We start from the raw sequence: 12,332 nt of genomic DNA on the forward strand, positions 1-12,332 counted from the left end.
CCATGAGCAAACCTATTGCGCCAATGATCATCCGCGGCAAAGTCATCACCGACAACCTGATCGACGTGGGTGGCCGCGGCGGTGACCTGGTGTTCCAGACCCCGGATGCGCACAAGTATATCGACCAGTTGCCACTGGGTAACCCGGCCAGGCTGGCCGACCTGTACACCCTCAGTTTCAACGACATCCTCGACTATGCCGAAGCCCTCGGTGAACGTCTTGAATTCGACAAAAACCCCTACTTGCAGGAAGCCTGCGAGCTGTCGTACCTGACTGCGCCGGTCACTCCGAGCATGGTCAAGGGCAGCTACATGGGGCTGCGCCACATGCTCACCCGTGAGTCGGTCACCGAACAGGTGGAGAACTCAGTGGGCGTCAAGTACCTGGAAGGCTGGGTCAAGCAACGCTTGATCGACGGCACCGAACTGGACGTGCGCTGCTTCGGCGCCCGCACCCTGCATATCGTCGCCGGCAACGCGACCGGGTTGTCCCTGCTGACCATCCTGCGCAACATGGTGCTGCGCAGCGACGCGATCATCAAGGCGCCGTCCAACGACCCGTTCACGGCCCTGGCCATCGCCCGCACCATGGTTGAGATGGCGCCGGACCATCCGCTGACCAAACACCTCAGCGTCGCCTACTGGAAAGGTGGCGACCAGGCCTTCGAAGAACGCCTGTACCAGCCGCAGAACCTGGAGAAGATCGTTGCCTGGGGTGGTTTCAATTCGATGAAGCATGTCACCCGCTACATCCAGCCGGGTCTGGAGCTGATCTCCCTCGACCCGAAACGCAGCGCCAGCATCATCGGCAAGGGTGCCTTCGACAGTGAAGCGACCATGCGCGAGGCCGCCCTGCGCCTGGCCAGCGACATTGGCGCACTGAACCAGAAGGCCTGTGTGTGCGCCCGGGTGGTCTATGTGCAGAGCGGCACCGATGAGGCCGGCCTGGCGAATCTGAACACCTTCGGCCGTTATGTCTACGACGCCATGCAGACCCTGCCCAACACCCTCAGCACCGTGCCCAAACGCTACGACCAGGGCCTCAAGGCCGAAGTCGACGCGCTGCGCCTGGATGATGAGTGGTACCAGGTGATTGGCGGCCAGGACGGTGAAGGCGCCGTCATCTGCTCACAGATTCCGGAGTCGGTGTCGTTTGCCACCCGGCTCGACGACCGCACCGCCAACCTGGTGCCGGTCGATGACCTGACCGAGATGATGGATGCCGTGGATGCCTACACCCAGACCGTCGGCGTCTATCCGGAAAGCATCAAGGAAGATCTCAAGGACATTCTGCCCCTGTATGGCGCTCAGCGAATCGTCTCGCTGGGCTACGCGGCGGGGCTGAAATGGGCGGGTCCGCAAGATTCCATCGAGCCACTGCGGCGCATGGGCAAGTGGATCGTCAACCAGATCGCCTCGCCGGAAACGACCCCGGCGCCATGGTTGCGCCCGTCGATCTAACCCCTCCTGTACCCCTGGCCATTGCCGGGGGTACGCGTTGATTCTTACAGGACTTACCCATGACCACTTGCCTGGGATTTGCCGCCTTCGAGCCCCACTCCGCCCTCACGCCGTTTCGTTTCGAGCGTCGCGACTTGCGTGCCGATGACGTTGCTATCGATATCGCCTATTGCGGCGTCTGCCACTCCGACGCCCATCAGGTGCACAATGACTGGAACAACACGGTCTACCCCATCGTGCCAGGCCACGAGATCGTCGGGCATGTCACTGCCGTCGGCAGTAACGTCAGCCGCTTCAAAGTCGGCGACCGGGTCGCCGTCGGTTGCCAGGTCGATAGCTGCCTGCAGTGCGCCCCCTGCCACGAGCATCAGGAACAACTCTGTGCCCATGGTCCGACGCCCACCTATAACGGCAAGGATCGTCACACCGGCGAGATCACCTATGGCGGTTACTCCGAGCATATTGTCGTGCGTGAACAGTTCGTACTGCGCATGCCCGAAAGCCTCGATCCGCGTTTCGCCGCACCGTTGCTATGCGCCGGCATTACCGTGTGGAACCCGATGCGCCGCTACGGCGTGGGCGAGGACTCGAAAGTCGCGGTGGTCGGCCTCGGCGGGCTCGGGCACATGGCCGTGAAACTGGCCGTGGCGCTCGGTGCCGAGGTGACCGTGATTACCACCTCACCGGGCAAGGCCGACGATGCCCGCGCCCTGGGTGCCAAACACGTACTGCTGTCCAACGATTCGCCGGCCATGACGGCGGCGGCCAATGCCTTCGAATTCATCATCGACACCATTCCCAGCCGGCACAACGTCAACCCCTACCTTATGCTGCTGGGTCGCGAAGGCGTACTGGTGCTGGTCGGCGCCATCGAACCGCTGGAGCCCATCCATGGTGGCTTGCTGATTCGCAACAACCGCAGCATCGCCGGCTCGCTCATCGGTGGCATCCAGGCGATCCAGGAACTGCTGGATTTCTGCGCCGAGCATCAGGTATTGCCCAGCTGCGAAATGATTGATATCAAAGACATCAACACGGCCTTTGACCGCCTGCAGCGCAACGACGTGAAGTACCGCTTCGTGATCGACATGAACAGCATGCGTGACGTTATGCGCTAATCAAGCTCAGGCTGCGGTGCGCATCGCCGCAGCCTCCCCTTGAGGCAAGGTGCTGTAGGTGGGTACGGTTGTCGCAGACGAACAAATTCCAATCCTCCCGTCGCACGGACTGACTCAAGGACCATCATGAAAGCCATTCAACTCCAACACCCCGCTGGCCTGGACAACCTGCGCCTGGTCGACATGGCCGCCCCCGGTGCACCCGCAGCCGGCGAGATCCAGGTACGCATCCATGCCAGCTCGCTCAACTACCACGACCTGGGTGTGGTCACCGGCCACGCCCGTGCAGAGGATGGCCGCATTCCCATGTCCGACGGCGCCGGCGTCGTCACTGCCGTGGGCGAAGGCGTGACGGAATTTGCCGTGGGTGATTGCGTCGTGTCGTGCTTCTTCCCCCACTGGCAATCCGGCCGCGCCGTGCCCACCACCTTCCAGACCGTGCCGGGCGATGGCGTGGACGGATTTGCCCGCGAACGGGTCAACCTGCCCACCGAGGCCTTCACCCTGGCGCCCAAGGGCTACACCCATGAAGAAGCCGCCACGCTGACCACCGCCGGTTTGACTGCCTGGCGTGCATTGGTAGTCGATGGTCACATCCAGGCCGGCGATACCGTACTGATACTGGGCACCGGCGGCGTGTCGATCTTTGCCTTGCAAATGGCCAAGGCGATGGGCGCACGGGTGATTGCCACGACGTCGTCCGAGTCCAAGAAAGAGCGTCTGCTGGCATTGGGGGCCGATCAGGTCATCAACTACAAAGACCAGCCCGAATGGGGCGATGCGGTTCTGGCCGCCACCGATGGCCGCGGTGCCGACATCGTGGTGGAAGTGGGTGGCCCGGGCACGCTGCCGCAGTCCATCCGCGCCTGCGCAGCGGGTGGCCACATTGCGCTGATCGGCGTGCTCACCGGGTTTGCCGGCAGCGTGCCGACCCTGGAGTTGATGCGCAAACAGCAAACCCTGCGCGGTCTGATCGTCGGCAGCCGTGAGCAGCAGCAGGACATGGTGCGTGCGCTGGAGAACTTCAGCTGGCGCCCGGTCATCGACAGCCGCTATCCGCTGGAACAGATTGCCGAGGCCTTTGCCCATCAGCAGACTGCCGGGCATTTTGGCAAGATCTGCCTGCACTATTAACCCTGTAGGAGCGAGCTTGCTCGCGATGGTCTTCAACGATAACGCGTGTTTACTGGTAAAACGCGGCGCTCTTGAGTCCATCGCGAGCAGGGCTCGCTCCTACAGATGCGCCGCTGGCAGGCAGATACTTCAGCGCGAGGTTTTGCGCGGGCTGCGTTCTTCGAGGATGTCGCCCATGCGCACCTCGATCAGGCTCTTGATCTTTTGATGCGGCAAAATGTAGAAGCGGTTTTCCTTCACCGCATCAAGGGTGATGCGCGCGATATCGTTCGCACTGAGCTTGCCGGCCTGGGTCGCCTTGCGCGTCTGTTCTTCGTACTTCTCTTTCAGCGGGTTGGCGACAGCCAATTCGGCCGGCCTATTGCGTCCGGCATCGGCGATGCCCGTCGCTACGAAGGCCGGGCACAGCACCGACACACCGATCGATGCGTTTTCCTCCTGCAATTCAAGCTGCAGGCATTCAGACATCGTCACCACCGCATGCTTGGTCGCACAGTAGATGCCGTTACCCGGCACCGACAGCAAGCCGGCGACCGAGGCGGTATTGACGATGTGGCATCGATCCTTTTGCGCCAGCATCCGCGGCACAAAACTGCGGATGCCATGGGCGACACCCATCACGTTGATGCCGAACATCCACGCCCAATCCTGTTCGGTCGTGGTCCACAGCGGGCCGCCGACCAGTACGCCGGCGTTGTTGAACAGCAGGTGCGCGGCGCCGAAGCGCGCGTAGGTGGCAACCGCCAGCCGCTCGATTTGCTCGGCCTGGGCGACATCACAGGTCATCGTCAGCACCTGCGTGCCCGCCGGCAGTAGCTCAACCGTGCCTTGCAGGTTCTTCTCATCGATATCGGTCAACGCCAGGCGCATGCCTTCGTTGGCGCAGGCTATCGCCAGTTCGCGACCGAAGCCGCTGGCGGCCCCGGTGATCACCGCGACTTTTTCGTGCAGTGGGTTCATGTTGGTTTTCCAGTCCTATCAGTTCAAGGCGTGCGGCATTCGTTAAAAATCCCGCTATAACGTGCTACACAAATGCCCTGCATCCACGACAATTTCACTGCCGGTCATGCCACGGCTGGCATCAGAGGCAAGCAGTAGCAAGGCACCGTCCAGATCGGCCGGCGTGCAAAAACGCCGGGTGGGAATACGGGCGCGCAACTTTTCGCCTGCCTCACTGCGCAGGAAATCGCTGTTGAGTTCAGTCATCACATAGCCAGGGGCGATGGCATTGACCCGGATCTCGTGACGCGCCAGTTCCAGGGCCAGGGAACGGGTCAAATGGCTCAAGCCGGCCTTCGCCGCGACATAGGGGCTCAGGCTGCCGGCAACGCGGCTGGCCAGGATCGACGTCACGTTGATCAGACTGCCGCCGCGCTGCGCCTCGACCATGCGCCGTGCCACTTCCTGGGCGACGATCCAGGCACCCTTGAGGTTGGTGCCGACCACCCGGTCCCAATCATCATCGGTGTACTCCAGCACGTGGAGGCTGTCGCTGACGCCGGCGTTATTCACCAGAATGTCCAACGGACCCAGTTCCTCGGCAATCCGCGCCAGGCAGCTGTTGACCGAGGTCCGGTCGGTCACGTCCAGGGTGAACGCACGGGCGCACCCGCCCTCTCCTTCGATTTCTTCGACCAGGGTTTGCAACTGCTCGACCCGACGCGCCGCCACCGCCACCTCGGCGCCCGCCGCCGCCAGCGTCCGGGCGAAATGCCGGCCAAGCCCGCTAGAGGCGCCAGTGACCAAGGCTCGACGGCCAGTCAGATCGAAAAGCTGAGTGATTGCAGGTTTCATCAGGAAAACTCCTTGTGTCCTTCGAGGATTTTTTTCGCCAGGCTCATGCGGTGCACCTCGCTTGGGCCGTCGTAGATACGGAACGGGCGGATGTCGCGGAAGATGCGCTCGACCACGGTTTCCCCGGTCACACCGCGTCCCCCCAGAATCTGTACGCAGCGATCGACCACGTGCCACAAGGCTTCAGCACTCAGCACCTTGGTCATGCTCGACTCGACATTGCCCCGACCGCCTTCATCCAGGACCCAGGCGCAATGCCAGATGGCCAGGCGAGTGCTGTGCAGCGCCATCTGGTTGTCCGCCAGCATGAAACCGACACCCTGGTGCTCTCCCAGGGTTTTACCGAACGAATCGCGGGTCCTCGCGTAGTCGCAGGCGATATCGTGGGCACGGCGGGCAGCGCCCAGCCAGCGCATGCAGTGGGTCAGCCGCGCAGGCGCGAGGCGCACTTGCGCATAACGAAAACCCTTGCCGATTTCGCCCAGCACATCGGTGGCCGGAATCCGCACATTTTCGAAACGCAGTATTGAATGGCCGCCTGCGAAGCAGCTGTCCAGGGTCTTGAGTTGCCGTTCATGGATAATTCCGTGCGTGTTCATGTCCGCCAGGAACATGGTTGCCGAGCCATCCTCCATGCGCGCCATGATGATCGCGAACCCGGCCCCGTCGGCCCCGGTAATCAGCCATTTACGACCGTTGATGACGTAGTGGTCGCCGTCGCGCACGGCGACAGTCTGCATCATCGACGGATCGGAACCTGCACCCGGCGCTGGCTCGGTCATGGCAAAACAGGAGCGGATCCGGCCACTGACCAAGGGACGCAACCAGCGGTCTTTCTGCGCCGCGGTGGCCACCTCGTCCATCAGGTGAATGTTGCCTTCGTCCGGTGCATGGATGTTCAACGCAATCGGACCTAGCGGCGAATAACCGGCTTCTTCGAAGACGATTGCCTTGGCAAAGTGGCTCAAGCCTGCACCGCCCATTTCACGACTGGCGTGCGGGCACAACAGACCGGCGCGACGGGCCATGTCCAGCAGCTCCTGGCGCAACGCTTCGCTGGGACCGTGTGCTGTGAGGCGCGGATCGGTCTCCATGGGGATCACCTGTTCGGCGATAAAGGCGCGAGTCTTTTCGCGCAGGTCCAGCAACTCTTGGGGGATGGTGAAGTTCATGGTGGTCCTGGTTTCTGTTCGACTAGGGTCGTTGTTCGGCAAGAGGCGCAAGCTGCGCGTAGATGCGCTCCATCACGGTTTGTCGCTGGCGGGTCTTGGGGAGGTCGTAGGGCGTCAGGTTCACGACACGCACGTAGCAGCGCAGGACGCGACCGGCCTGCATGTCGATATCGATGATGTTCAGGCAGGCGTTGTCCTGTTCCAGGGCCGCGGCGCAACCGCTCGGGCCACCCAGAGCCCAACCCAGCAGCAGGCGATTGACGGCGTCATGACTGACCAGCAGCAAGCTCTGCCAGTCGGGCTCGGCCAGGACCTCTTCGAAGCGGGCCATGATGCGGCGGTCGAAATCGCTCCAGCGCTCCCCACCCATGAAGCTGCCCTCAGGATCGGCAAAGCTGTCGTAGGCGTAGCTGACCTGCTGTCGCAGTTGCTGCGGGGCAATCTCGCGCAGACGGCCGGCACGCACTTCCCGTAGCTGCGCGCACGCCTGCAGTTCGATCTGGCGATCGCCCAGCAGCCCTTCAGCGGTCTGCCGCGCACGTGGGTAATCGGAGCACAGCGCACGGTCGAAACTGATCGACTTCATCACCTGCGCCAGCTGCCGCACCTGATCTTCTCCCAGGTCGGAAAGCGGCACGCTGCGCGGATCCAGCGGCTGGCCTTCGGGGGAGAAATAATCCACATGGCCATGGCGTACCAGGTAGCAACGACGTCGCAAAACCGCTGGAGCACTCATTGGCCAAGCGCCTTCGGATTGCTGATGGACAGCCGTGCACGGGTGATCGCCGAGAGCGCCAATAACAGGTGATCCTGTTCACTCCCGGGCTCATCGAAACGGCCCAGGCGAATAGCCCGGCACAGCGCCTGGCGGGCATCCGTCAGTGACGCCTGGTCATCGTCCAGCAGTCCCGCGAGCAGTCGAGCCTCGGTAGCCTGCGCGGTCTCGCCCTCAAGGTATTCGCGCCCGGCAATGGCCATGGCATTGGCGACCATCAGCGCCTGGTAGCGCAGCCTGCCTGGTAGCTGCGGCAACAACTCGTCGAGCAGGGTCTGGCGGGCTATCGCCAACAGTTCATTCGCGTCGGGCCGGATATTCATCAGCGCAGCCCTCCGGTCAACCGCAATATGTCCAGTTCCAGTTCGGGGACCCGCGTTCCCGTCAGGGCCAGTTCCAGCGAAGGCTCCTCACCGGACAAATGCCGCTGGGCCTGCTGCTGGGCGATGATCGCCCAACGCAACGTGGCCATGACCTGCCAGAAGACCAATTCTTCAGGCTCGATATTGAGGGGAGACACCTCGGTGTAACCGCGCATGAAGTGCTCCAGCGTGCCGATGCCGCCGGCCTCCAGGTCAGGCCGGGCGAACCGCCAGCAGCGGGCGGTGAACCAGCCAATGTCCTGGCGCGGATCGCCCCAGCCGGTGAATTCCCAATCCAGTACCGCCTGCAACCTGCCGGATTCGGCCAGGTAATTGCCGGTGCGGAAGTCACCATGGAGCAAACACCGGGCGGTGCTTTTTGGCGCGTTGGACTCACACCAACGCAGGCCCCACTCCAGCACAGGCTGAACCGCCCCGAGGCGGTCCAATACGGCACGCAGGGCATCAATCGACGCTTGCACCGAGACCCGCTGCGGATCACCAAGGAAATCCAGGCCGGCCTCGCCAGGCGCGATGCAATGGATACGTGCCAGGTTGGCGCCCAGGTCGGACACCAACTGCATATCGCCTTGCGCTCCCAGCTGACTGGTGAGCCGATGGCCGGCCGTGATACCGGACACCCACTCCATGATGAAAAAGGCCCGCCCATGCACCGCGGTGTCTTCACACAACCAGAGTGGTCTGGGCACCTTCACCCCGACACGGTGGACCGTGCTCAACACCGCGAATTCCTGGGCGCGGCTCAGGCTCTCCTGCACGGCCGATTGAGCGTCGCTGCGCAGGACCCAGCGCTGGCGGCCGGCATACGCGCCGCCCTCCACATTCACGTCGAGCAACCAGTTTTCCTGGATGGCGCCACCAGACAGGCGCTGCTGATTGTCGACGGTCACCCGTTGCGCGCCGGCCTGGGCGCACAGGAAGGTTTCAAGCCTGGTTTTTTTCAGTTGTGCTTCGGGCTGCGGCACTGTCACCGCTGCTACGTTCGGATCACTCATTAGACGCCGCACCTGACCTGTTGGAATTGTTGTTGAAGAGGATGGCTTCACTTCAATCATCGACGGAGCAATTGCCGGGCCAGCTTTTGCAGCACGTCCTGATCGTCTGCTGGACGCCAGGCAGCGCAGGCGCTGCAGCCATTTCAGCGGGCGGCGGCGAGGCTTTATAGCGCCGACAAACGTTGCATTTCTGCAACACCTGCATTCAACTATGAAACCCTCTTGAAACACTCATCAGAGCTCGCTCGCCATGCAGCCCCGCCAACCCCAGATCATCGTTCTCATCAGCCACCTGGAATGCCCGTTGCAACAAAGCCGCCTGGCGCGCGTGGTGAACAGCGTGATGGCTGACTATTCGGCCGAAACCAGCATCCGCGTGCTGGACACCACCGTCGCCGAGTCATTGCAACTGGCCCGCGAGCTGGAGCAGAACAACGAAGTCGAAGTCTTTATTTGCGCAGGCGCTACCGCTGCCTACCTGCGCAGGCACCTGACCCGCCCGGTGCTGTCGATGCGCGTGGGCGGCGCCGATCTCCTGCGCGCCCTGGAACAAGCACGCCTGCGTTCACCGCACATCGCCGTCATCAGTTATGCGCGAATCAACGCCGACCTCGAGTCGATGGCAGCGCTGTTCACGGTGCAGATCCACCAGGCGTGCTACCTCACGTTCGAAGAGGCTCGACAGGCGGTGGAGCACGCCCGCAGCCTGGGTTACCGGACGGTGATTGGCTCATCGACCGTGGTTGAACTGGCGGAACGTGTCGGCTTGCACGGCGTGCTTTCATTGAGCCAGGACACCGTGCGCAAAGCGCTGGAAGAAGCGCTGGGCATCTTGCACAGCCAGCGCATGGAAATTGCCAAACGCCGGCATCTGAACGGTGTGTTGCAGCACATTCCGACAGGCGTTGCAGCCGTGGACAACCGGGGAATCGTGCAATCGGCGAACCCGGCACTGGAAGCCCTGTTGGGCATGCCGGCAAACCTCATGCTGGGCCGTCCCCTGCAGGAGCTCTGTCCGGAACTGGCGCTGGACGAAGTGCTGCGCAGTGGAGTCGGCGAAGAGAACACCGTCATCCGCCTGGGCCAGAACCTGGTCGTCAGCAATATCCTGCCGATTCTGGAAGACGGCCAACGCACCGGGCTGGTGTTGACTTGCCAGGATACGTCCGCGGTACAGCGCGCCGACCAGCGCATCCGCTCGACGCACCGCCCTGGCGGGTTCTTGGCCAAATACCGCCTGGAGCAAATCAACGGCAAAAGCCTGGCGACCCGACAGCTGCTGAAACTGGCCGAACGCTATGCAGCCACCTCCTCTACCGTGCTGATCACCGGCGAAAGCGGTACCGGCAAGGAGTTGCTGGCGCAAGGCATGCACAATGTCAGCAACCGCCAGCGCGGTCCTTTCGTCGCGATCAACTGCGCGGCGTTTCCCGAATCGCTGCTGGAGAGCGAACTGTTCGGCTATCAGGAAGGTGCCTTCAGCGGCTCACGCAAAGGCGGTAAACCCGGGCTGATCGAAGCCGCCCATCGCGGCACGTTGTTCCTCGACGAAATCGGCGACATGCCGGTGTCACTGCAGACCCGCCTGTTGCGCGTCTTGCAAGAGCGTGAAGTCCTGCGCCTGGGCGCAACAGAACCGATCAGCATCGACATCCGAATCATCGCCGCCACCCATCAGGACCTCTCCCGATCCATCGAGGCCGGAGAATTTCGCAGCGACCTTTACTATCGCCTGAACATCCTGCGTCTGCAGACGGTGCCTTTGCGGGAACGCGGTGAAGACATCGCAGACATCGCCCGCGCCATTCTGCTGCGTCTGAATGCAGACAAACGCCCGCCGCGATTGCAGGAACGACTGCTGGATGCATTGCTGCCCAAGCTCATGGCGTATGCCTGGCCAGGTAACATCCGTGAACTGGAAAACATCGTTGAACGTGCGGCGCTTTCGGCACAGGACCTGCTGCAAGGCGCCGCGATCGATGAGTTGAGCCTCGCCCTGGTGATCCCCGAACTGCTGAAAAGCCAAGCCTTGCCCCAGGCACCAGGTCAGGCAACACCGGCAGTCAGTGACTTGAAAAACATCGCCAAGGAAAAGGAAAAGCAATACATACGCGAAACGCTTCTGGCCTGTAACGGCAATCTGGCGCAAACGGCTATTGAACTGGGTATCAGTCGCTCCACGCTGTGGCGGCGCCTGCAATAAAGACACTGCGCACAGGGTGTGAGCCGTGTGCGCAGTGATTGGATTTACCGTCGGCGTTGCCGCGGGCCTGGCACCCAGGTGCTTACTGGAACACCTCGAAGAGTCCCGCCGCGCCCATGCCGCCGCCAACGCACATGGTCACCACCACATACTTCACGCCGCGTCGGCGGCCTTCCAGCAAAGCGTGCCCGACCATACGTGCGCCACTCATGCCGTAAGGGTGGCCGATGGCAATGGAGCCGCCATTGACGTTCAATCGGGCGTCGTCGATGCCCAAGGTGTCGCGGCAATAAAGCACCTGGCAGGCAAACGCCTCGTTGAGCTCCCACAGGCCGATATCGTCGACCTTCAGGCCGTGTTGCTTGAGTAGCTTGGGAACCGCCAGCACCGGGCCGATGCCCATCTCTTCCGGAGCCAGGCCGGCGACCGCGATACCGCGGTACAGGCCCAGCGGCTTGAGGTTGCGCTGCTCGGCCAGACGCGCATCCATCAGCACGCAGGCGCTGGCGCCGTCCGACAGCTGACTGGCGTTACCGGCAGTGATGCAGCCGCCCTCGATCACCGGCTTGAGGTTGATCAGGTCTTCCAACCGGGTCTGCGGACGGTTGCCTTCATCCTGACGCAGGGTGACTTCCTCCAGGCGCGCCTCGCCAGTGGCTTTGTCGATCACCTGCCGAATGCTGCTGACCGGAACGATTTCGCCGTCGAACAGCCCGGCCTGCTGCGCCGCTGCGGTGCGTTGCTGCGATTGCAGGGCGTAGGCGTCCTGCGCCTCGCGACTGATGCCATAGCGTTGAGCAACCAGCTCGGCGGTTTGCAGCATGGGCATGTAGGCGTGGATGGCGTTGCGCTCCACCTGCGGGTCGCGCTCGGCGTAGGCCCATTCCATGTTGCGGTTCTGCACCGCGCTGATGTTTTCTTGACCAGCACCGATCGTGGCCGGCATGCCGTCGACGATAATCTGCTTGGCGGCCGTGGCGATGGCCATCAGGCCCGACGCGCACTGGCGATCCAGGGTCTGCCCGCTGACCGACAACGGCAGGCCCGAGGCCAGTGCCGCCATGCGTGCGAGGTTCAAACCGGCAGTGCCGCTGGTCAGTGCGGTGCCCATGACCAGGTCTTCGATCTCCCCGGCTTCGATACCGGCACGTTCGACCGCCGCACGGATCGCGTGGCTGGCCATGGTCGGTGACTTGATGGTGTTGAACGCGCCGCGGAAAGCCTTGGCGATGGGGGTACGGGCGGTGGAGAGAATGACGGCTTCTTTCATGTTGCAATTCCTTGCGTGACGGGTCGGG

General features: G+C 62.7%; 11 protein-coding genes. 4 read left to right on the top strand and 7 right to left on the bottom strand.

Going from position 1 to position 12,332, the window contains the following annotated elements; translation table 11 throughout:
• Positions 1 to 2 precede the first annotated feature (2 nt).
• From AC1DVE_RS18845 to AC1DVE_RS18855, 3 genes are all read left to right on the top strand, one after another.
• Positions 3 to 1,460, top strand: coding sequence for an acyl-CoA reductase (locus AC1DVE_RS18845; protein WP_046038015.1), 1,458 nt, complete (start codon positions 3 to 5; stop codon positions 1,458 to 1,460).
• A 59-nt stretch (positions 1,461 to 1,519) separates the two neighbouring features.
• Positions 1,520 to 2,578, top strand: coding sequence for an NAD(P)-dependent alcohol dehydrogenase (locus AC1DVE_RS18850; protein ID WP_223454567.1), 1,059 nt, complete (start codon positions 1,520 to 1,522; stop codon positions 2,576 to 2,578).
• Between the two features lie 126 nt (positions 2,579 to 2,704).
• Positions 2,705 to 3,712 (top strand): zinc-dependent alcohol dehydrogenase family protein, encoded by a 1,008-nt coding sequence (locus AC1DVE_RS18855; RefSeq protein ID WP_223531918.1) that lies wholly within the window; start codon positions 2,705 to 2,707, stop codon positions 3,710 to 3,712.
• Between the two features lie 129 nt (positions 3,713 to 3,841).
• On the opposite strand, the gene AC1DVE_RS18860 is transcribed toward AC1DVE_RS18855, so the two are convergent.
• Genes AC1DVE_RS18860 through AC1DVE_RS18885 form a run of 6 tightly spaced genes read right to left on the bottom strand, consistent with a single transcriptional unit; the run spans position 3,842 to position 8,831 of the window.
• Positions 3,842 to 4,672: an SDR family NAD(P)-dependent oxidoreductase gene (locus tag AC1DVE_RS18860; RefSeq protein ID WP_223454571.1), complete on the bottom strand. Its 831-nt coding sequence runs from the start codon at positions 4,670 to 4,672 to the stop codon at positions 3,842 to 3,844.
• Between the two features lie 54 nt (positions 4,673 to 4,726).
• On the bottom strand, positions 4,727 to 5,506 hold the full coding sequence (locus AC1DVE_RS18865; protein WP_223454573.1) for an SDR family NAD(P)-dependent oxidoreductase: 780 nt from the start codon (positions 5,504 to 5,506) through the stop codon (positions 4,727 to 4,729).
• Positions 5,506 to 6,678 (bottom strand): acyl-CoA dehydrogenase family protein, encoded by a 1,173-nt coding sequence (locus tag AC1DVE_RS18870; protein WP_223454575.1) that lies wholly within the window; start codon positions 6,676 to 6,678, stop codon positions 5,506 to 5,508. The genes AC1DVE_RS18865 and AC1DVE_RS18870 overlap by 1 nt, the downstream gene beginning before the upstream one ends.
• 22 nt (positions 6,679 to 6,700) lie before the next feature.
• Positions 6,701 to 7,414 (bottom strand): histidine phosphatase family protein, encoded by a 714-nt coding sequence (locus AC1DVE_RS18875; protein WP_223454576.1) that lies wholly within the window; start codon positions 7,412 to 7,414, stop codon positions 6,701 to 6,703.
• On the bottom strand, positions 7,411 to 7,776 hold the full coding sequence (locus AC1DVE_RS18880; RefSeq protein ID WP_223454578.1) for a DUF6285 domain-containing protein: 366 nt from the start codon (positions 7,774 to 7,776) through the stop codon (positions 7,411 to 7,413). The genes AC1DVE_RS18875 and AC1DVE_RS18880 overlap by 4 nt, the downstream gene beginning before the upstream one ends.
• Positions 7,776 to 8,831, bottom strand: coding sequence for a phosphotransferase family protein (locus AC1DVE_RS18885; protein ID WP_223454580.1), 1,056 nt, complete (start codon positions 8,829 to 8,831; stop codon positions 7,776 to 7,778). The genes AC1DVE_RS18880 and AC1DVE_RS18885 overlap by 1 nt, the downstream gene beginning before the upstream one ends.
• A 250-nt stretch (positions 8,832 to 9,081) precedes the next feature.
• Between AC1DVE_RS18885 and prpR the strand changes: the two genes are divergently transcribed.
• Positions 9,082 to 11,034, top strand: coding sequence for a propionate catabolism operon regulatory protein PrpR (prpR, locus tag AC1DVE_RS18890; RefSeq protein ID WP_477784121.1), 1,953 nt, complete (start codon positions 9,082 to 9,084; stop codon positions 11,032 to 11,034).
• Between the two features lie 82 nt (positions 11,035 to 11,116).
• On the opposite strand, the gene AC1DVE_RS18895 is transcribed toward prpR, so the two are convergent.
• Positions 11,117 to 12,304 carry an acetyl-CoA C-acyltransferase gene (locus tag AC1DVE_RS18895; RefSeq protein WP_223454584.1) on the bottom strand — a complete coding sequence of 396 codons (1,188 nt, stop codon included), beginning with the start codon at positions 12,302 to 12,304 and terminating at the stop codon, positions 11,117 to 11,119.
• Between the last annotated feature and the right edge of the window lie 28 nt (positions 12,305 to 12,332).

Source organism: Pseudomonas sp. P4_B4 (genome assembly GCF_056402255.1).